This window comes from Cryobacterium sp. TMT2-14 (assembly GCF_004402465.1).
Lineage (GTDB): Bacteria > Actinomycetota > Actinomycetes > Actinomycetales > Microbacteriaceae > Cryobacterium > Cryobacterium sandaracinum.
The window spans coordinates 13530-33213 of record NZ_SOFV01000008.1 but is presented as its reverse complement, the minus strand read 5'-3'; the positions used below and the strand labels follow the sequence as shown (position 1 = coordinate 33213).

At 66.9% G+C, this 19684-nt stretch carries 22 protein-coding genes and 7 tRNA genes; 3 read left to right on the top strand and 26 right to left on the bottom strand.

Annotated features, from left to right (window positions below; translation table 11 throughout):
• Positions 1-64: 64 nt before the first annotated feature.
• The 18 genes from secF to E3O28_RS02025 all read right to left on the bottom strand — a co-directional run bounded on the left by secF (position 65) and on the right by E3O28_RS02025 (position 12120).
• Positions 65-1078: a protein translocase subunit SecF gene (gene secF, locus E3O28_RS02110; protein WP_104100491.1), complete on the bottom strand. Its 1014-nt coding sequence runs from the start codon at positions 1076-1078 to the stop codon at positions 65-67.
• Positions 1078-2814: a protein translocase subunit SecD gene (gene secD / locus E3O28_RS02105; protein ID WP_104100490.1), complete on the bottom strand. Its 1737-nt coding sequence runs from the start codon at positions 2812-2814 to the stop codon at positions 1078-1080. The genes secF and secD overlap by 1 nt, the downstream gene beginning before the upstream one ends.
• A gap of 67 nt (positions 2815-2881) precedes the next feature.
• Entirely contained in the window at positions 2882-3247 is a 366-nt protein-coding gene (yajC, locus tag E3O28_RS02100) for a preprotein translocase subunit YajC (protein WP_233191352.1), read from the bottom strand.
• 118 nt (positions 3248-3365) lie between these two features.
• Positions 3366-4397 carry a Holliday junction branch migration DNA helicase RuvB gene (gene ruvB, locus E3O28_RS02095; RefSeq protein ID WP_104100564.1) on the bottom strand — a complete coding sequence of 344 codons (1032 nt, stop codon included), beginning with the start codon at positions 4395-4397 and terminating at the stop codon, positions 3366-3368.
• 32 nt (positions 4398-4429) lie between these two features.
• Entirely contained in the window at positions 4430-5053 is a 624-nt protein-coding gene (gene ruvA / locus E3O28_RS02090; protein ID WP_134342473.1) for a Holliday junction branch migration protein RuvA, read from the bottom strand.
• Positions 5050-5652: a crossover junction endodeoxyribonuclease RuvC gene (ruvC, locus tag E3O28_RS02085; RefSeq protein WP_134400855.1), complete on the bottom strand. Its 603-nt coding sequence runs from the start codon at positions 5650-5652 to the stop codon at positions 5050-5052. Before ruvC ends, ruvA begins: the two co-directional genes overlap by 4 nt.
• Positions 5653-5658: 6 nt before the next feature.
• A complete protein-coding gene (locus E3O28_RS02080; protein WP_134342474.1) occupies positions 5659-6423 on the bottom strand; it encodes a YebC/PmpR family DNA-binding transcriptional regulator in 765 nt (254 codons plus the stop codon).
• A gap of 150 nt (positions 6424-6573) precedes the next feature.
• A complete protein-coding gene (locus tag E3O28_RS02075; RefSeq protein ID WP_134371515.1) occupies positions 6574-7116 on the bottom strand; it encodes a DUF1697 domain-containing protein in 543 nt (180 codons plus the stop codon).
• Positions 7117-7125: 9 nt separating this feature from the next.
• On the bottom strand, positions 7126-7719 hold the full coding sequence (pdxT, locus tag E3O28_RS02070) for a pyridoxal 5'-phosphate synthase glutaminase subunit PdxT (protein ID WP_134371513.1): 594 nt from the start codon (positions 7717-7719) through the stop codon (positions 7126-7128).
• 10 nt (positions 7720-7729) lie between these two features.
• A complete protein-coding gene (pdxS, locus tag E3O28_RS02065) occupies positions 7730-8626 on the bottom strand; it encodes a pyridoxal 5'-phosphate synthase lyase subunit PdxS (RefSeq protein WP_104100483.1) in 897 nt (298 codons plus the stop codon).
• Between the two features lie 68 nt (positions 8627-8694).
• Positions 8695-9258 (bottom strand): HIT domain-containing protein, encoded by a 564-nt coding sequence (locus tag E3O28_RS02060; RefSeq protein ID WP_104100482.1) that lies wholly within the window; start codon positions 9256-9258, stop codon positions 8695-8697.
• Between the two features lies 1 nt (position 9259).
• Positions 9260-11182, bottom strand: coding sequence for a threonine--tRNA ligase (gene thrS, locus E3O28_RS02055; RefSeq protein ID WP_233191359.1), 1923 nt, complete (start codon positions 11180-11182; stop codon positions 9260-9262).
• A gap of 162 nt (positions 11183-11344) precedes the next feature.
• Positions 11345-11416: transfer RNA gene (locus E3O28_RS02050), tRNA-Val, on the bottom strand.
• A gap of 25 nt (positions 11417-11441) precedes the next feature.
• Positions 11442-11515, bottom strand: a tRNA-Cys gene (locus E3O28_RS02045).
• Positions 11516-11564: 49 nt separating this feature from the next.
• Positions 11565-11636, bottom strand: a tRNA-Gly gene (locus tag E3O28_RS02040).
• A 178-nt stretch (positions 11637-11814) separates the two neighbouring features.
• Positions 11815-11886, bottom strand: a tRNA-Val gene (locus E3O28_RS02035).
• Between the two features lie 39 nt (positions 11887-11925).
• Positions 11926-11999: transfer RNA gene (locus E3O28_RS02030), tRNA-Cys, on the bottom strand.
• A gap of 49 nt (positions 12000-12048) precedes the next feature.
• A tRNA-Gly gene (locus E3O28_RS02025) sits at positions 12049-12120 on the bottom strand.
• A gap of 155 nt (positions 12121-12275) precedes the next feature.
• On the opposite strand from E3O28_RS02025, the gene E3O28_RS02020 reads away from it, so the two are divergent.
• Positions 12276-12348, top strand: a tRNA-Val gene (locus tag E3O28_RS02020).
• Between the two features lie 76 nt (positions 12349-12424).
• Here E3O28_RS02020 and E3O28_RS02015 read toward each other — a convergent pair.
• Both E3O28_RS02015 and E3O28_RS02010 read right to left on the bottom strand, forming a co-directional pair.
• Positions 12425-12586 (bottom strand): hypothetical protein, encoded by a 162-nt coding sequence (locus E3O28_RS02015; protein ID WP_134371589.1) that lies wholly within the window; start codon positions 12584-12586, stop codon positions 12425-12427.
• Positions 12587-12647: 61 nt separating this feature from the next.
• Positions 12648-12821, bottom strand: coding sequence for a CsbD family protein (locus tag E3O28_RS02010; RefSeq protein WP_104100480.1), 174 nt, complete (start codon positions 12819-12821; stop codon positions 12648-12650).
• A gap of 78 nt (positions 12822-12899) precedes the next feature.
• Between E3O28_RS02010 and E3O28_RS02005 the strand changes: the two genes are divergently transcribed.
• A complete protein-coding gene (locus E3O28_RS02005) occupies positions 12900-13610 on the top strand; it encodes a M50 family metallopeptidase (protein ID WP_104100479.1) in 711 nt (236 codons plus the stop codon).
• A gap of 24 nt (positions 13611-13634) precedes the next feature.
• On the opposite strand, the gene E3O28_RS02000 is transcribed toward E3O28_RS02005, so the two are convergent.
• Entirely contained in the window at positions 13635-14138 is a 504-nt protein-coding gene (locus E3O28_RS02000) for a GNAT family N-acetyltransferase (protein WP_104171045.1), read from the bottom strand.
• Between the two features lie 516 nt (positions 14139-14654).
• Here E3O28_RS02000 and E3O28_RS16155 point away from each other — a divergent pair.
• Complete coding sequence (locus E3O28_RS16155) at positions 14655-14810, top strand: hypothetical protein (RefSeq protein ID WP_166784710.1); 156 nt, start codon at positions 14655-14657, stop codon at positions 14808-14810.
• A 37-nt stretch (positions 14811-14847) separates the two neighbouring features.
• Here the strand turns inward: E3O28_RS16155 and E3O28_RS01990 are convergent, their stop codons facing one another.
• From E3O28_RS01990 to E3O28_RS16645, 5 genes are all read right to left on the bottom strand, one after another.
• Complete coding sequence (locus tag E3O28_RS01990; protein WP_134415099.1) at positions 14848-15045, bottom strand: hypothetical protein; 198 nt, start codon at positions 15043-15045, stop codon at positions 14848-14850.
• Between the two features lie 339 nt (positions 15046-15384).
• Positions 15385-16116 (bottom strand): DUF2071 domain-containing protein, encoded by a 732-nt coding sequence (locus E3O28_RS01985; RefSeq protein ID WP_134415098.1) that lies wholly within the window; start codon positions 16114-16116, stop codon positions 15385-15387.
• 152 nt (positions 16117-16268) lie between these two features.
• Entirely contained in the window at positions 16269-17714 is a 1446-nt protein-coding gene (locus tag E3O28_RS01980) for an SPFH domain-containing protein (protein WP_158250210.1), read from the bottom strand.
• Positions 17715-17846: 132 nt separating this feature from the next.
• Positions 17847-17981: a LuxR C-terminal-related transcriptional regulator gene (locus E3O28_RS01975; protein WP_166785917.1), complete on the bottom strand. Its 135-nt coding sequence runs from the start codon at positions 17979-17981 to the stop codon at positions 17847-17849.
• Positions 17956-19617, bottom strand: coding sequence for a hypothetical protein (locus E3O28_RS16645; RefSeq protein ID WP_198411523.1), 1662 nt, complete (start codon positions 19615-19617; stop codon positions 17956-17958). Before E3O28_RS16645 ends, E3O28_RS01975 begins: the two co-directional genes overlap by 26 nt.
• Between the last annotated feature and the right edge of the window lie 67 nt (positions 19618-19684).

Here is a 19684-nt window from a genome sequence, read left to right as displayed (position 1 = left end):
CGAGCCGGATCGGGTACCACTTCCGGCTCGGGTGCGGGCCTCCTCCGGCGGTGATCGGGGCCGACTAGGTGCTGACTTCGGCGGCCACCTTCAGCGCGGGGCCGGCCTTCGCCCGCTGGGCGAGAACCTTCTGGTCGGCCCGGCGCACGGCCGGCTCCGCGGAGCGGATTTGAGCGTACAGCGGCGACGCGATGAAGATCGTCGAGTAGGCGCCGGCGACGATGCCGATCAGAAGTGCCAACGAGATGTCCCGAAGGGTTCCTGCCCCGAGCACGAGCGTTCCGATGAAGAGGATCGAGGCGACCGGCAGCACCGCGACGACGGAGGTGTTGATCGAGCGCACCAGGGTCTGGTTGACGGCCAGGTTCACGGATTCGGCCAACGTGCGCGTCTCGGCGCCCGCCTCCGAGGTGTTCTCGCGGATCTTGTCGAAGACCACGACCGTGTCGTAGAGCGAGTAGCCGAGGATCGTGAGAAATCCGATCACGGCGGCCGGGGTGATTTCGAAACCGGTGATGCCGTAGATCCCGGCGGTGATGACGAGGTCGTGCATCAGCGCGGTCATGGCCGCGACCGACATCTTCCAGGTGCGGAAGTACAGTGCCATGCCGATGGCGGCGAGCACGAGGAAGATGAGGAGTCCGCGCACGGCCTGGCCGGTGATGTCCTGGCCCCAGACCGGACCGATGAAGGACGCGGTGACCTGCTCGATCGGCACGGCGTAGGCATCCGCCAGCGCGGCGCGAATCTCCCGAGTCTCGTCGCTGGTAAGCTGGTCGGTCTGCACGCGGATGCCGGTGGTGCTGACGCTCGACACCCTGGGCGTCGCCAACGGGACGACCTCGGTCACGGCATCGGCGGCAGCTCGCTGGTCCTGGTCGGCGACCTGGGAGATCTTGAACTCGGAGCCTCCCGTGAACTCGATGCCGAAGACGAAGCCGCCACGCAGCTGGGGAACGACGATGGCCACGAAGAGTGCCACGACCGCGACCAGGTACCAGGTCTTGCGCCGCCCGACGATGTCGAACGAGCGCTTGCCGGTGTGCAGGTCGTTGCCGAACTGGGAAAAGCTAGCCATTAGGAATCCTTCCCGTCGGTCGTTCGATCCGCACTGGAACCGACGAGTTCTGACGCCTTGCGCTCGGCGATGGTCTGGCGCTTGGCTGCCTCACGGCTGGCCGAGGACAGTTTGGCGGAAGGGAGGTCATCCGAGGGACGGAATTTCGCCCGCCCGCGGTAGGTCGCGCCCAGGGCCCGCGGGTCGAGGCCGCTGAACTTGTGTCCGTCGCTGAAGAACTTCGTGCGCGCCAGCAGCTGGAGCATCGGGTGGGTGAAGAGCATGACCACGAGCACGTCGACGAGGGTGGTCAGCCCCAGGGTGAGGGCGAAGCCCTTGACGTTGCCGACGGCGACGATGAACAGGACGCCGGCGGCCAAGATGTTGACCGCGTCGGAGGCGAGGATGGTGCGCAGGGCGCGCTTCCAGCCGGCCTCGACGGAGGATTCGAGCCCTCGTCCGTCCCGCAGCTCATCACGCACCCGCTCGAAGTAGACGATGAAGGAGTCGGCGGTGATGCCGATCGCGACGATCAGACCCGCGACGCCGGCCAACGACAGCCGGTAGCCCTCGCGCCAGGACAGGATCGTGATCAGCAGGTAGGTGATGATCGCGGCGACCGTGAGCGACGCCACGGTGACGAGGCCGAGCAGGCGATACTGGATCAGCGAGTAGAGCACGACCAGTACGAGTCCGATCAGGCCTGCGATCAGGCCGCCGGTGAGCTGGCTCGAGCCCAGGGTCGCCGAGATGGTGTCCTGGCTCTGCACCGTGAAGCTGATCGGCAGGGCGCCGAACTTGAGCTGGTCGGCGAGGGCCTTCGACGAGTCCTGGTCGAAGTCACCGCTGATCTGCGCGTTGCCGTCGGTGATGGCCGCCAGGGTGCGCGGGGCCGAGATGACGTTGCCGTCGAGCACGATCGCGAACTGGTTCTGCGCTGCGGTGAGCGCATTCAGCCGGGTGCTGACGTCGGCGAAGGCCTTGGTTCCGGTTCCGTCGAAGGTGATGTTGACGACCCATTCACCGGTCGTGGCGCCGCTCTGCGTGGTCTGCTGGCCGTTGGTCGCGTCGGAGACGTTCTCGCCGCTGACTTCGACCGGGCCGAGGATGTACTTGATGGAGCCGTCGGCCTCACAGGTGACAAGCGGCTCCGCCGCCGGTGCCACATTGGTGGTATCGATCTTGCTGCAATCGAAGGCCTCGTACTGGGCCTGGAGCGCGGGGGTGATCCAGTTCAGGTCGCTCCCGTCGGTGGGCACCGCGGTCGGGGTGCTTTCCAGACTCGGGTCGACCGTGGGGGTCGGTACCGGGGTCGCGACCCCGTCCTCTCCGACAACGTTTTCACCGACGCTGGCCGCGGACGGGGCACCGGCCACGAGCACCGGGCGGAACTCGAGCTTGGCTGAGGACTCGATTCGGTTGATCGTCGCGTCGTCCGGCACGCCGGGGATGGACACGACGATGTTCTGGCCGCCCTGGGTGTTGATCTCCGCCTCGGAGACGCCTGCCGAGTCGATGCGCTGCCGAATGATCTTCACGGCCTCGTTGAGCTGCTCCGAGGAGACGGACTGCCCGGACTCGAGCTTCGGCGCGAGGATGATCTGCGTGCCGCCCTCGAGGTCCAGGGCCAGCTTGGGCGTCCAGGATCCGCCGCCGGTGAGCACGCCGGCCGTGTTGAGCGCAATCAGGCCGACGATGATCACACCCAGCCACGTGAGGGAACGCCAGGCCTTCTTGGCCGGAGACGACTTTGCCACCAGAGAACTCAGCTTTCTATGCTCATGCTCATGCCCGCGCCGAGGCGCGGGCATGGAGAGGGATTGGTTAGGCGTCGCCCTTTTTAGGCTCTTCGTCGGTGTCGGCGACGCGCTGACCGAAGTCAGGTTCGCCCATAACGGTGGCGCTGCCCTGGTTCAGCTCGGCGACGCCCTCATCTTCGGGCTCGGCCACGATCGGTTCCACCACGCGGGCGATGGTCTGACGGTGCAGCTGCACGACGGTTCCCGGAGCGATCTCGAGGGCAACCTTGTTCGCCTCCTCGTCAATCGCGAGAATGGTTCCGTACATGCCGAAGTTGGTCATGACCTCGGCGCCGACGACCATCTGGGCCTGCAGGGCAGCGAGGTCCTTCTGGCGTTTGCGGCTGTTGCGGAACATGAAGAACACGAGCGCCGCGAGAACGGCGAGCATGACGAGAGTCAACGGATCCATAAAACTGTGGGACCTTCCGGTTGCGGCGCGAGGGCCGAAGTCTGTGCGTCTGGCTCGGGGGAACCAGCACGAGTGGTTCGAAGCGAACCAACTCGAATTATAGGTCATCCAGCATAAGAGGGATTGGCGGCCCGCCCACCAGAGGCGCCGTCAGGCCGAAATGCCGCCACGCTTCCGCGGTCGCCACCCGGCCGCGCGGGGTGCGCATCAGGAAGCCGATCCGCACCAGGAACGGCTCCACGACGGCCTCGATGGTCTCGGACTCCTCCCCCACGGACACCGCGAGCGTGTTCAGACCCACCGGCCCTCCCCCAAAACGGGTCAGGATGATGCGCATCACCTCCCGGTCGAGCCGGTCGAGCCCGATGGCGTCGACGTCGTACAGCTCGAGAGCCGCGTGCACCGCGGCCACATCGGCGTCTCCACCGTGCACCAGCGCGTAGTCCCGCACCCGCCGGAGCAGGCGGTTGGCGATTCTGGGCGTGCCGCGGCACCGACCGGCGATCTCGGCGGTGGCGGCCGTGTCGATCGACAGGTCGAGCAGCTTGGCTGCCCGGCCGAGCACCTGCTCGAGTTCGTCGTCGGTGTAGAACTCGAGGTGGGCGGTGAAGCCGAACCGGTCGCGCAGTGGGTTGGGCAGCAGTCCGGACCGGGTCGTGGCGCCAACCAGGGTGAACGGTGCCAGGTCGAGGGGAACCGAGGTGGCGCCGGCGCCTTTGCCGACCATGATGTCGATGCGGAAGTCCTCCATCGCCAGATAGAGCATCTCCTCGGCGGAGCGGGCCATGCGGTGGATTTCGTCGATGAACAGCACCTCGCCGGGCACCAGCGAGGAGAGTACCGCCGCCAGATCACCGGCGTGCTGGATGGCCGGGCCGCTGGACATCCGCAGCGGGCGGTTGCCCTCGTAGGCGATGATCATGGCCAAAGTGGTCTTGCCGAGTCCGGGCGGGCCGGCCAGAAGGATGTGGTCGGGAGTGCGGCTCTGCATGGTAGCGGCGGTCAGGAGCAGCTGCAGCTGCCCGCGAACCTTCTGCTGGCCGACGAACTCGCCGAGGCTGCGCGGACGGAGGGCACCCTCGAAGGCAAGTTCGGCGTCGCCCCCGAGTTCCGGCTTGGTGAGCTCCACGCCGGGATCTCCGGCCAGACCCTGTGCGCCGGTCACGGGCGACGCTCCGATGCCTGCTGGGCCGGGCCGAGCCTGACGAGTACGAGGCGAAGGAGCGCTGCGACGCCGACCTGCCCGGGTTCCACGGTCTCCGCGAGGGTCTCGTCGACGGCCTCGGCGGCCACCTTCTCCGACCAGCCGAGCCCGATCAGGGCGGCCTGCACGTTCGCCGACACGCTGGTGGGCTCCGGGCGGGCGGATGCCGCGGCCGTGACGGTCACGAACACCTTGCCGGCCAGGGAGAGCACGATCAGTTTGGCCGTTTTCGGGCCGATGCCGCTGACCTTGCGGAAAGCGCCGTCGTCTTCTGCCGAGACGGCCTGCGCGATCTGGACGGGGCTGAGCACCGCGAGTACGCCGAGGGCCGATTTCGGGCCGACCCCGGTGACGCCGACCAAAAGCTCGAAGACCTCGAGTTCGTCGGCGGACGGGAATCCGAAGAGGGTGAGCGAGTCCTCGCGCACGATAAGGGTGGTCGAAAGCCGGGCCTCCGTGCCGACGCGCAGGGAGAGCGCAGTGGCCGGGGTGACCTGTACGGCCAGACCGACTCCCCCGACCTCGATCACGGCCGTGGAACCCACGGCAGACAGGACAAGGCCACGAACGGAAGCAATCACCGCTTCAGACTACGGGGCACCGGCGACACTGCGCTGCGCTCGGCGGTGCGCCACGCCTTCTGGGCCGGGGTCAGGGTGCCGGGGACCACGTCGGCGCTGGTGGGCAGGGTGCCGCCGGCCGCCCCGGTGCGCCAGGCATGGCAGATCGCGATGGCCAGCGCGTCCGCGGCATCCGCGGGCTTGGGCACCTCGGCCAGGCCCAGCACCCGCGCCACCATGGCGCCGACCTGGGCTTTGTCGGCGGACCCGTAGCCGGTGATGGCTGCCTTGACCTCGCTCGGGGTGTGCAGGGTGACCGTCAGCCCACGCTGAGCGGCCAGGAGCAGCGCGACGCCGCTCAGCTGGGCGGTGCCCATCACGGTGCTGACATTGTCCTGAGCGAACACCCTCTCGATGGCGACGACCGCCGGCTTGTGCCGGTCGAGCAGGTCTTCCAGGCCCCGGCTGATCAGCAGGAGCCTCTGCTCGAGCGGCAAGTCCGGCGAGCTGCGCAGCACGGTCACGTCGACCAGGGACGCGGATCGGTTGGCGGCGACGTCTACGATTCCGACGCCGCAGCGGGTCAGCCCGGGATCGATGCCCAGAACCCGGACCGACACAGCGCGCTACTCGGCTTCGGCCTGAAGCTCCGCGACGACCTCGGGCGACACGTCGTAGTTACTGTAGATGTTCTGCACGTCGTCAAGTTCTTCGAGGGCGTCGATCAGTCGGAACACCTTGCGGGCGGTTTCGGCGTCGACCTCTACCTTGAGCTGGGGCACGAACGCGATGTCGGCGGAGTCGTAGTCGATCCCGGCGGTCTGCAGGGCGGTCCGGGTCGGGACGAGATCGTGCGCTTCGCTGAAAACCTCGAACTTCTCACCGTCGTCGACGACCTCTTCGGCGCCCGCGTCGAGCACGGCGAGGAGCACGTCATCTTCGCTGAGGCCGTTGCTCTTCGGCACGACGACGATGCCCTTGCGGTGGAAGTTGTACGCGACGCTGCCGGGGTCGGCCATGTTGCCGCCGTTTCTGGACATGGTGGTGCGCACCTCGGCGGCCGCGCGGTTCTTGTTGTCGGTCAAACACTCGATCATGACGGCGACGCCGTGCGCGGCGTAACCCTCATACATGATGGTGGTGTAGTCGACTACTTCGCCAGACAGGCCGGCGCCGCGCTTGACGGCACGGTCAATGTTGTCGTTGGGAACAGAGGTCTTCTTGGCTTTCTGGATCGCGTCGACCAGGGTCGGGTTGCCCGACAGGTCGGCGCCACCCATGCGGGCCGCGACTTCGATGTTCTTGATCAACTTGGCGAAGGCCTTGGCCCGACGCGAGTCGGTGACCGCCTTCTGGTGCTTTGTTGTCGCCCACTTGGAATGTCCGGACATGAGTCTCCCGTTGTCTTTGGCTGTCGTGACGTGGCTGTCGATTGGCGCGGGGGTACCGCCGCCGTGCTGGTCGCTGCACTACTGGTGCCATTGGCCGTTGCACCGTGGGGTGCATCTCATTCTAACCCGCGATGCCTGATGGGCCGGGCTTCACGCGCCCGGGGCCGCGGCGATCAGTTTGTTCAGGGTGCGGAGGTTGCGGGTGGTGGTCGTCGACCGGTAGCGGGCCTTGCCGCTCAGCTTGCTGAACGGACTGTTGATGCCGATGCTTCGGCGCACCTGCCAGTAGAGCACGCCGGTTCCGGGCCGAACCTGCTCCGTTTCCGGGTCCGGTTCCCCAGCCGCCTCGAGCAGTTCCTCGAGCGCGGTCCGCGCCGATCCGAACACGACATACGGATGCCAACCGTCCCGCTCCGCATCGAATGGGAACGCCCGCGCCACCCTGTCGAGTGCGTCAACGCCGAGCAGCACGATCCACGCCTGATAACCGAAGTTGTCGGAGAGAGCGCGTTCGATTGTGGCCTTGAGGGCCGCGGCATCCGTTTCGCCCGCCGTGAAGAGCACGTTACCGCTGGCCAGAACCGTGCGGACATCCGTGTAGCCGAGCCCGCGGAACACGGCCCGCAGGTCCGCCATCGTGATCGTGATCCCGTTGACGTTGATTCCGCGCAGGAGCGCCACCCAGCCGGCCATGACCGGAGCCTAGTAGCGGAAGCCGGCGGCGGCCACCTTCTGCAGGAAATAGTCGTGGAACCGGTGCTCCCCGGTGATCTCGGGGTGGAATGAGGTTCCGAGCAGGTTGTCCTGCTCGACCGCGACGCAGCGCCCGTCCGAGAGCGTGGCGATCGCGCGGGCCCGGGTCCCGACGGACTCCACCACGGGGGCGCGGATGAAAATGGCGTGCACCGGCGGCTCACCGAGCACCGGCACGTCGAGGTCGGTCTCGAAAGAGAGCGTCTGCGAACCGAAGGCGTTGCGACGCACGGCGATGTCGAAGCCGCCGATGCTCTGCTGCCCTTCGATCCCGTCGATGACGGTGTCGGCGAGCATGATCAGGCCCGCGCAGGTGCCGTAGACGGGCAGGCCGGCCCGCACGGCCTCGGCCAGCGGTTCCGCCACGCCGAACGCGCGGGCCAGTTTGTCCATGACGCTGGATTCGCCGCCGGGGATCACGAGCCCGCTGATGCGGTCCAGTTCCTCTGGGCGGCGGATGAGTTCGACTTCGGCGCCGAGGGACCGCAGTACCTCGGCGTGCTCACGAAAGTCACCCTGCAGGGCGAGAACTCCAACGCTCACGAACGGGTATCTACCAGCCGCGCTCTGAGAGGCGGTGCGGCGCAGCCAGATCGGACACGTTGATGCCGACCATGGCCTCGCCGAGTCCGCGCGAGACGGATGCGATGACGCTGGGGTCGTCGTAGAAGGTGACGGCCTTGACGATGGCGTTGGCGCGGGCCTGCGGGTTGCCCGACTTGAAGATGCCGGAGCCGACGAATACACCGTCCGCACCCATCTGCATCATCAGGGCCGCGTCGGCGGGGGTGGCCACGCCACCCGCGACGAAGAGCACGACGGGGAGCTTGCCGGTGGCGGCGATCTCGGCGACGAGTTCGTACGGCGCCTGCAGTTCCTTCGCGGCGACGTACAGTTCGTCCTTGGTCAGAGCCGACAGGCGGGCGACCTCACCCTTGATGGTGCGGATGTGCTTCATGGCCTCCGAGACGTCGCCGGTGCCGGCTTCGCCCTTGGACCTGATCATGGCCGCGCCCTCGTTGATGCGGCGAAGCGCCTCACCCAGGTTGGTCGCGCCACAGACGAACGGGACCGTGAAGTTCCACTTGTCGATGTGGTTGACGTAGTCAGCCGGGCTCAGCACCTCGGACTCGTCGATGTAATCGACGTTCAGGGCCTGAAGGATTTGAGCTTCGACGAAGTGGCCGATGCGCGCCTTGGCCATCACCGGGATGGATACCTCGGCGATGATGCTGTCGATCAGGTCGGGGTCGCTCATGCGGGCAACGCCACCCTGGGAACGGATGTCGGCGGGAACGCGCTCAAGGGCCATGACGGCGACAGCACCGGCGTCCTCGGCGATGCGAGCCTGCTCGGCGTTGACGACGTCCATGATGACGCCGCCCTTCATCATGTCGGCGAGACCACGCTTGACGCGGCTCGAACCAAAGGCGGAAGTGGTTTCAGTCATAGCTTTGATTCTATTCCTTGGGTGGTGTCGATTCCGCCCGGCGGGTGCCGGTGGAGGGGTATATACGGCTAGTTGCCATCCTGGGGCCAGCCCTCGGCGACTTCGCGCCGCACATCGCCCAGAAGACGGGGAATCGCCTTCGTTCCGGCGATGATCGGGAAGAAATTCGAGTCGAGCGCCCAGCGGGGAACGATGTGCTGGTGTAGGTGCTCGGCAATGCCCGCGCCGGCAATTCGGCCTTGGTTCATGCCGATGTTGAAGCCGTCGCAGTGCGACACCGCCTTGAGCACACGCATGGCCACCTGGGTGAGACTGCCGATCTCGGCGACCTCCTCCGGACTGGCCTCATCGTAAGTCGCGACGTGCCGGTACGGACAGACCAGCAGATGCCCGCTGTTATACGGGAACAGGTTCAGCAACACGTAGGCGTGCGTGCCGCGGGCCACAATCAGTGCCTTCTCGTCGGTCATGCTCGGGGCCAGGCAGAAGGGGCAGTCATCCGGGTGCGGCTGCTGGCCGTCCTGGATGTAGACCAGGCGGTGCGGGGTCCATAGCCGTTGGAAGGCATCCGGAACCGCGGCGAACTCGGACGACTGCTCGAGCCCCTCGAACTCGTCGCTGTGCGTGTCCATCTCAGACCTGGCCCTGGGTCGTGACCTGCGCGCGCGCATGGATCGCGGCGATGATGCGACGGATGGCCTCGTCGGCCGGTACGCCGTTCTCCTGGGTGCCGTCGCGGAACCGGAAGCTCACCGAGCGATTGGAGCGGTCATCCTCGCCGACGATCAGCTGGAAGGGCACCTTCGCCTTGGTGTGGTTGCGGATCTTCTTCTGCATGCGGTCGTCGGAGTGGTCGACCTGGGCGCGCACGCCTGCCGTCTCGAGCCGGCCGATGATTTCGTCGAGGTATGGACCGTATTGCTCGGACACGGGGATGCCGACGACCTGCACCGGGGACAGCCACACCGGGAACGCCCCGGCGTAGTGCTCGGTGAGCACGGCGAAGAAGCGTTCGATCGAACCGAACAGGGCCCGGTGGATCATCACCGGGCGCTGGCGGGAGCCGTCGGAGGCGGTGTACTCGAGGTCGAACCGTTCCGGCAGGTTGAAGTCCAGCTGGATGGTGGACATCTGCCAGGTGCGGCCGATCGCGTCGCGGGCCTGCACGGAGATCTTCGGGCCGTAGAAGGCGGCGCCGCCCGGGTCGGCCACGAGTTCGAGACCGGATGCTTCGGCGACTTCGCGCAAGGTGTCGGTCGCTTCCGCCCAGGCCTCGTCGGTGCCGACGAACTTCTTCGGGTCCTTCGTGGAGAGCTCGAGGTAGTAGTCCTCGAGGCCGTAGTCGGCGAGCAGCTTGAGCACGAAGTTGAGGGTGCTGGTGAGCTCCTCTTTCATGCCTTCGCGGGTCGTGTAGATGTGCGCGTCGTCCTGGGTCATTCCGCGCACGCGGGTGAGGCCGTGCACGACGCCGGACTTCTCGTAGCGGTAGACCGAGCCGAATTCGAACAGGCGCATGGGCAGGTCGCGGTAGCTGCGGCCGCTGGAGCGGAAGATCAGGTTGTGGAACGGGCAGTTCATCGGCTTGAGGTAGTAGTCGACGCCCTGACGGGTCATGTGGCCGTCGGCGTCGTACTCCGCGTCGAGTTTCATCGGCGGGAACATGCCATCGGCGTACCAGTCGAGGTGACCGGACGTCTCGAACAGGTTCGACTTGGTGATGTGCGGCGTGTAGACGAAGTCGTAGCCGGCCTCGGTGTGGCGCTTGCGGGAGTAGTTCTCCATCTCCTGACGGATGATGCCGCCCCTGGGGTGGAAGACGGGCAGGCCGGAGCCGATCTCCTCGGGGAAGCTGAAGAGGTCGAGTTCGGCGCCGAGCTTGCGATGGTCGCGCTTGGCGGCCTCCTCCTGGCGGGCTTGGTAGGCCCGCAGTTCGTCCTTGGTGGCCCAGGCGGTGCCGTAAATGCGCTGCAGCTGCGGGTTCTTCTCGGACCCGCGCCAGTAGGCGGCGGCCAGACGGGTCAGGGAGTAGCCGTTGCCGATCATGCGTGTGTTCGGCAGGTGGGGACCGCGGCAGAGGTCTTTCCAGAGCGTCTCCCCCGTCTTCGGGTCCACGTTGTCGTAAATGGTGAGTTCGGCGCCGCCGACCTCGACCGACTCGTTGTCGACGGTCTCGGCGGCCCCGCCCTTGAGCCCGATCAGTTCGAGCTTGTACGGCTCGGCGGCGAGTTCGTCCCGGGCCTGGTCGTCGGTGACGACGCGGCGCACGAACCGCTGGCCCTGGCGGATGATGCGGTCCATGGCCTTCTCGAGCGACTTGATGTCCTCGGGGGTGAATGCCTCTTCAACGTCGAAGTCGTAGTAGAAACCATCGGTGACGGGCGGGCCGATTCCCAGACGCGCCGCCGGGTTCACGGTCTGCACGGCCTGTGCGAGCACGTGCGCGGCCGAGTGGCGCAGGATGCTGAGGCCGTCGGGCGAGCCGATGGTCACCGGTTCGACGACATCCGTCGGAGTCACCGTCGTGGCGAGATCCTTGAGCTCGCCGTTGACGCGCATTGCGACAACGGACCGGTCGGTGAATAGCTCAAAGCCGTCAGCCACGTGTATTACTCCTTCAGTATTGTTCGAACCCCAATAACTTTAGCGGCGCGCCTCGACCACGACGGGCACGGCCATTTTGGGCAAAGAAAAACCCCCGAGTTACCGGGGGTTTGCCTGTGGGCGATACTGGGATCGAACCAGTGACCTCTTCCGTGTCAGGGAAGCGCGCTACCGCTGCGCCAATCGCCCATTCTCTGAAAAGACAATCCAGAAGTGGAGGTGGATACGGGATTCGAACCCGTGTACACGGCTTTGCAGGCCGCTGCCTCGCCTCTCGGCCAACCCACCACATAGGATTCGTACCAAAAAGAACCGGCTTTGCGGCCGATTCCTTTCGAGCGGATGACGAGATTCGAACTCGCGACCCTCACCTTGGCAAGGTGATGCGCTACCACTGCGCCACATCCGCACTTATCAACGTTTCCGCTGACTTGAAAGACTCTAGCCGATTCCGGCCGAACCCGCCGCACCCTCCCCGGCGATTCATCGCGGCGAGCCCGAGGAAGGCCCGACTGCACCTGGATTTCCGGTGCTGTGCGAACAAAAAAACCCCCGCTTTACCGGGGGTTATCTGTTTCCCAACTCTGTGGGCGATACTGGGATCGAACCAGTGACCTCTTCCGTGTCAGGGAAGCGCGCTACCGCTGCGCCAATCGCCCATTTCCTGAAAATCATTCCTGCATTGCGACTTCCGGGATTGGAGGTGGATACGGGATTCGAACCCGTGTACACGGCTTTGCAGGCCGTTGCCTCGCCTCTCGGCCAACCCACCACTTGGGATTCGTACCGAAAGAAACCGGCCTCGCGGCCGATCCCATTCGAGCGGATGACGAGATTCGAACTCGCGACCCTCACCTTGGCAAGGTGATGCGCTACCACTGCGCCACATCCGCAACTGCCCGCATTTCTGCGCGCTTGGAAGACTCTAGCCGATAGTCCTGTTCATATTCAAACCGAGTCGTTCCGGCGTGTTGAGGCCCCCACGATGTGCGCCTTCCACCCGGTCTGGGTTAGTATCTAGACTTGTGGCTACAGTACGAGGCCGCAGGGGCGATTGGCGCAGTTGGTAGCGCGCTTCCTTCACACGGAAGAGGTCATCGGTTCGAGTCCGGTATCGCCCACAGCCAAGAAAAAGCCCCGAAGGTCGGGGCTTTTTCTTTTTCTCGGTACGGGTTGGAGACCACATGCGCGGCCCGGTCAGGCCCGCTTCCCGGAGATCGTCCGGGCAAGCCAGACGATCAGCGCGATCACGACGAGCACGATGCCGACCCAGATGAGGAAGTTGAGCGACTCGACGAACCCTCCGGTGAACAGAAGCGCGATGGCGATGATGGCAACAATGACGAGGAGTACGTTCATCCTGCTCGCCGTCCTTTCTTTTGATTGACGTGCACTGATGGTGTGGAGATGCGGATTCGACTCAATCAGTGACGGCGTCCTTGACGTTCTCACCGGCCTGCTTGAGGTTTGCCCTGGCCTGTTCAGCCTTGCCCTCGGCTTCCAGCCGCTCGTTGTCGGTCAATTTGCCGGCGGCCTCCTTTGCCTTGCCCACGGCTTCCTCGGCCGAGTTCTTCATCTTGTCCGAAGCACTCATGGGGACCGTCCTTTCACTCGTATCCAGCTTTTGCGATCAGTATAAAGCTCCCGCCCAAGGTAATCTAGGCTGAAATCCATGGACGGGCTTGTCGATCTCTGGGGGCAACTCTCCGCCCGAAACGAGCCTCTGCCCGCGATCACGGCCTGGCTGACCATCGCGGCCGCTGCCGTGCTCGTGCTGGTGCCGGCCGCGTGGCGGGTCACCCGCCACGTCATCACGATCGCGCACGAGGGCGGCCATGCGGTGGTCGCGACGGTGAGCGGTCGCCGGCTCGGCGGTATCCGTCTGCATTCCGACACCTCGGGGTTGACCGTCAGCAGCGGACGCCCGCGCGGACCCGGCATGGTGCTGACCCTGCTGGCCGGCTATACCGCCCCTGCCCTGCTGGGGCTCGGCGCGGCACGGATGCTCAGCCTCGGCTACGACATCGGCCTGTTGTGGCTGTCGCTGGCGGCCCTGGCACTGCTGCTCGTGCAGATCCGCAACTGGTTCGGACTGTGGTCCGTCCTCGTTACCGCTGGACTGGTCTTCGGCATCACCTGGTTCGGCACTCCTCCGGTGCAGAGCGTCTTCGCCCTGCTGATCACGGCGTTTCTGCTGCTCGGGGCTGTGCGCACCGTGGTCGAGCTCCAGCGGTCCCGGTCGCGGAGCCGCGGTACCGCCTCCGACGCCGACCAGCTGGCCCGTCTGACCCACATCCCGGGCGTGGTCTGGGTGGCCGTGTTCTTCACCGCGACGATCGCGTGCGCAGGGTTCGCCGGACGGCTCCTCGGCCTGCTTGCCTGATCCTGCCCCGCGGGGGTGCTGCCGTCAGGAGACCGTCGGCACGGCGTGTTTGAAGCCCACGTGGGACGCGGTGAAGCCCAGCCGTTCATAGAACCGGTGCGCGTCGACGCGCGCTGCGTCCGACGTGAGCTGGACGAGTTGAGCCCCGAAGGCCGGGGCATTCTGCACGGCCCACCGAATCATGGCTCCGCCGAGCCCGCGGCTCCTCTGATCTGAGCGAACCCGGACGGCCTCGATCTGCAACCGGGTGGACCCGACACGGGCGAGCCCAGGGATGACGGTGAGCTGCATGGTGGCCAGCACCTCGCCCAAAAGCGACGTCGCGACCAGCAACTGTTGGGCCGGATCTGCGTCGATTGCGGCGAATGCCCGTTCGTAGGCGACGCGATCTTCCGGCCGGTCGGCGTCGCCTCGGGAAGCGCTGATGGAGTCGTCGGCGAGAAGCCCCACGATTGCAGACAGATCCTGGGACAGGGCGCGCCGAAGGAGCACAGCGCCGGCGGGAAGGGTGAGGGTGACGTCGACCATTCTCCGAGTATCCCAAATACCGCCTTCGCGTCTGTGCTCGGGTGAGCTGGGCCCGGGTCTGGGCCCCAGCCCCAGCCCCAGCCCCAGCCCCAGCCCCAGCCCCAGCCCCAGCCCGTGATTGTGCCACTGGGGTCTCGCTGGGTGAGCAGCCGGAACCAATTCGACGGAGATTCTCCGGAAAAACGGGATTTCCAAACGATTTAGGGCCGATTTTGACAAAATCTCCGTCGAATTCGTTCGGGAGAGCCTGCCGCTCTCACGCTGCCGACGACAACGCTCATGAAGTCCGCGCTGTGTCAGACCGCGTTGAGTCCGCGTAACGCGGCTTGACGGTTGCGGTCGACTCCATGCGCGAGCATGCGCACGAGATGTCGATCGTGGGGCTGCACCCGGGAGAGTGCGACCCAGGCGACATCCTCCGCGCAGGTGGTCGGGCCGGGGGCTTCCCCGATCGGACCGGCCCCCTCCGATCAGGGCCGCGCCGATGACCAGCAGCACTACGCTCATGATCGTGGCATGGTGGCGCACCAGGAGGTCGACGGTTCGGTCGAAGCCGAGCGGATGACCCTGGCCGGCTCGCTCACGAGCCTGCGCCCCGTCGGCGACGTCCACTCACGTAAGCCGCCGCCGCGGTTCAACACCCGCCAACCGGTCTCGCTCGTCGGCGCATGACAGCCCGCAGACAGACGTGCCAGATTGTCGTGCGCGGTCAGCCCATCGAACTATCAATCCAGGGAATGCTCGATATCGCAGTTTGCGACCGACCGTTTGCAGCCTGGAAACCGGCAGGTTTGACCCACACCCGCAGGAACCGTTTCGGGTCTTCCGGCACCATGTACCGGTCGCGGCCGACCACGAGCACCGCCCCCGCCTCCGGACGCACCAGAATCCGGGTGAAGCTCGGCACCCGACCGCGATCCGCCGGGCCGTCTCCGCGGCGATCGGACCGCGGCGCCACCTTCTCAGCACGGTCGTAGAGCGTCCGCGACGCGATGCCGCGGGGCCAGGTACGTCAACTTCGACGCCGGCAACCTGCCTGCCGAACGCAGAACCTCCACCTCGAACGCCGGCCTCACCTCGTCGGCACCGACCACGCCTGAACGATCACCACCCTCGCATGCTGACAACTGATCTCACCCGACTCCAACGCGGCGCGGGCCAGCCCGAAGCGACGCGCGCCTCGACCGGTTCCGCCCGCCGAGCGAACGCCCCGTCCTACCTTGCCTCGATAGCGTCGGCCCGCGACTCAGCCGGCGGCGCCGAACCAGGTGGTGACCCCGGGCGAATACAGCACGGAATCCGGCTCGCGTCCGGCCAGCCCGGGGAACCCCGCCACGGCGAGCAGGGTGTCGTCAAGGCTCACCAGTTCGGCCTCGAAGAGCTCCCACGGCTCATGGTGGTTGCGCAGGTGCACCGTGCGGCCACGCGTACGGGTGAATAGAGCCCAGCGGGCGGTCAGGAAATCGGCGAGCGGGTCGCCGACGACCGGGCGGGCAGTCGGCCGCACCACGATCTCGGTGTGCGCCCCGGCGGCCAGGTGTCGGCGCGCGGTGTAGCGGTACTCCCCCGCCCCGACCTCAAGCTTGGTGCGGGACCACATGTACGGGATCGAGAACAATGCCCGGGCCGCCATCACAGCCGCCAGCCGGGAGGCCTCCAGCGAGACGAAGACCACGCCGCGGTGCCCGTTCGCATCCACCGCGTACAGGCGCACGTTCACCTCAACGAAGGTGCCGAAGTAGGGAATGGGCGGACTGCCGAAGACGGTGGCCCGGTCTAGCACGAACGGGATCAGCCCAACCCAGCTAGCGCCGTCGAATTCGTCGGGCACGAGACCGTCCGGCAGCAGCGGAGCCACGAGAGCGGCATCCACGCGCCAGTGCACGAATATCAAATTCGACCAGCGCTGGCTCGAGGACGCTCGCCCGGCCAGCAGGGGCGCAACGGCCGAGACCGGGTCCATCGCGGCATCCGTCATCTGGAAATCTCCCCTTGTTCCCGAGCCCATGCGGACCGGACTGCGGCATTCTGTGAACATCAACGCTACTCGCACCGGGACCAGGTCGACGCCCTCGAAATGCGAGCGATCCAGGCGCGAAGGCCTGAATCAGCGTCCGACCTGACTGCGTGCTATGCCTCGACGGCCGGCGCGGCCAGAGCGCTGTCGACGTCGGCCTGCTGGGCGGTCGTGAGTGAGGCCTGTGGCTTGGCGGTTTTGGTCGCGGCCGCTCCGACAGCGGCTCCACCGACGAGGTTGCCGAGCAGTTCCCGGATGCCGATACCCATGGTCGACTTGAGCACGCCGTCGACCTCGGTGATACCGGAAGCGACATTCTTGGTCAGTTGGCTGGCGCCATCCGTGGAGATGACCGTCAGGTTGTCGATGTTCGACATCGGAGCGGCCAGCTCGCGGGCGATCTCGGGCAGCATTTCCACCATGCGAAGCTGGATCAGCGCCTCACTCTGCTCGGCGACGGCCTCGGCGGACAGCCGGGTAGCGGTCGCCTCAGCGGTACCGCGGGCGAGGATGGCGTCGGCCTCTGCCTGCCCCTCCGCGCGGAGGGCCTCGGCGTTGGCGATGCGGCTGTCGCGGTCGGCGTTCGCGCCGGCCACGGCGGCCTCCGCCGCCGCGATGGCGGTCACCCGGATGCGGTACGCCTCGGCGTCGGCGATCGCGTTGACCTCGGACTCAAGCTCGGCCTTGCGGAGAGATGCGCGCCGCTGGGCGGTGAGCTCCTGCTCCTGAACGATGGCCTGCTGGGCCTTGGCCTCGGCCAGCGGCTTGGCCGCGGCGGCTTCGGCGGCGGCCTTGTCGGTGTCCAGCTGCAGCGCCGCTTTCCGAAGTGCGAGCGTGTTCTGGGCCTCGGCGATGGCCTGCTCGGCCAGAATGGCGGCCTCCTGTGCCTCCCGGTTGGCCGCGTGCTCGGCAACCTCGGCCTGGCGCCGCACCTTGGCCTGCTCGGCGCGTCCGAGGTCCCGGATGTAGTCGTTCTCGTCAGTGATGCCCTTAATCTCGAACGAGTCCACGTCGACGCCCTGGTTGGCCAGGGACTCCCGGGCGGTCGCCAGCACCGAGGAGCCGAGCTCGTCGCGCTTCTGGATGATGGTCATCACGTTCGTGCCACCGATCGACGACCGCAGGGATCCCGACAGTACTTCCTGTGCGAAGCCGTCGATGTTCTTGTCCTGGCCGAGAAACCTCTGCGCGGCGGCACGAATGGCGGCCGGGTCGTCGCCGACCTTCACAATGGCGACTGCTTCCACGGTGAGGGTGACGCCGTTCTGGTCCTGGGCGACGGCCGTGATCTCGATCGCCCGGCTGCGCAGGCTAATCTTGAACGCCTTCTGGAAGAACGGGGTGATGAACACGCCCTGGCCGTGCACGACGCGTTGCCCGGATTCCTCCAGCGTGGCACCGTCGACGATGGTCTTCTTCGATTTCTTGCCGGTGATGATCAGGGCTTCGTCCGGCCCGGCGTTCTTGTAGACGCTCTTGGCATAGAACAGGCCGATCAGGAAGACGACGATACCCAGCATGATGAGACCGGGGATGGGGCTGAGCAGGAATTCAAACATGGGGTCCTTCCGTTCCGCCGGCACGAAGATCATGCACGTGGCCTGGCACTTCGCGCGGCGCGCGCGGGCACGAGACCCTCGAAGCCTAGTGGTCTGGGTCAGGCGGAACCATTCCCATTCGGGGGGTGCAGGTCAGAGCAGGCCGCGCTCCTGAGCAATAGTCACGGCCCGAGTGCGGTCGGTGTCCTCAAGCTTCTGATAGATGTTGCGCAGATAAGTTTTGACGGTGTTCGGGCTCACATTATGCTTGCGGTCGATGTCCGCCACGGATTGATGGAAGGGCAGCTCGCGCAGCAGCACCCGCTCCCGCTCGGTGAGCGGTGCGACCGGGGCCGGGGCTGGGGCTGGGGCTGGGCTGGGGCTGGGCTGGGGCTGGGCAATTCTCCCCCGGCGCCTGAGCGGACCGAGTCACAATCCGGCTTGCGAAACCGTCGAGGTCCCGCAGCTGCTCAGCCAGGCGCGGCGCCCGAGCCAGACGGGCATCCGCTTCGGCAGATCGTTCACTCTCCTCAGCGATGCCGGCGAGCACGATCCAGGCGCTCACGAGCGTGGACCCGCGCCAACACCGGGCGGCCGGCGTTGCGGCGGCTTCCAGCCGCCCACCGGCGCCGTGGCGGCCCGGGGCCGGCGGGTACGCCAGGGAGCGGAGCAGCACGGCCTCCAACGAGTCCGTACCCAGCACGTTCTCCACCAGGAGCGTGACACGTCGGGCCTCGGCCCGCCCGTCCAGCGCACCGGTCAACTCGAACCAGGGGATGCAGCACAGGCTCGGCACACGCGGGTGGGCGTCCGCATTCTCCCGCATCAAGCCGTTCAGATTCTCGAGCACCGATCGCCGCCTCGGGTCCGCCGCCGGTGCCGACAGGGACAGGAAGGTCTGGGCGGGCACGATCAGTCCGGAATCGCACACCAGAGGGTCGGCCGCGACAAGCCGTTCCAGCACGCCCTGATCGATCGGCTCGCAGCGTTCGTACCGGCGGATCTGGAGCGAGACCGAGGCGCGGGCCGCTGCGCGGTCGAACGCCGCCCCCGCCACGGATGCCACGGCACCCGCGGCCGGGCGCGCTGCGGCATCCGTCGCCCGAGCGAGTTGATCGTCGATGAGACCGGCGCGGGCCCAGTCGCCCCGGCGGGAGGCCGACACGGCGGCGAGGTCGCCGGCAAGCAGGAACAGCCATTGGTTACCGGCATTCCGCGCGGTCACAGCCACCATTCGCAGTCCCGCTTCGGCTCGCTCCGCCTCGCCCAGACCGGCGCGGCACCAGGTCTCCGCGGTGGCGGCCAGCAGGTCGACACCGAGGTCTCCCCGCCGCCCCGGTGCGGCGCGGACAGCGCCCAGCCTGGCCAGACGGTCCCGGATTTCGTCAGGCGTCGCTGCGAAGAAGGCGGCAAGCGCGTCGATCACGACGGTCCAGATCTCCGCACTGCCGCCGGACGCGAGCCCCACCACCTCGAGCTCCGCCAGCAGGTGGTCGGCCTGCCCCCGGTCGGGAAAGTATGGCGCCTCCAGGAGCAGCCTCAGGGACGCCGCCACGGATGCACCTGGGTTCCCGGCGCGCGCGGCCGGCTCTGCCAGGGCACGGAGGACGAGGTCTGGCGTTCCCCTGAGCACGAGATCGAGACCGAAAGCATCGAGCATCTCGGCGGTGAGGACGGGCAGCCCGGCAGCAAGCGCCTGCTCGAGAGCGTTTTGACCGTCGGCGCGGCGCGCGAACCACCGGGCCGCGGTCTCGTGAGCCGCCGCCGCCGCGAAGTCACGTCGCCGCGCCTCGCCCTGCAGATAGGCCAGCAGGATCGAGTGGATGCGATACGCCCTGGTGTCGTCGCCCCTCTCCCTGGTGATAAGTGCGCTGGGCCCGGCCAGCCGGTCCAGCCCAGCCCCGGCATCCGCTCGCTTCGTCACCTCGACGGCCAGGTCGACCGAGTGGACAGGCCTGACGGCGGCGCGCAGCTTCGTGTTCTCGTCACCG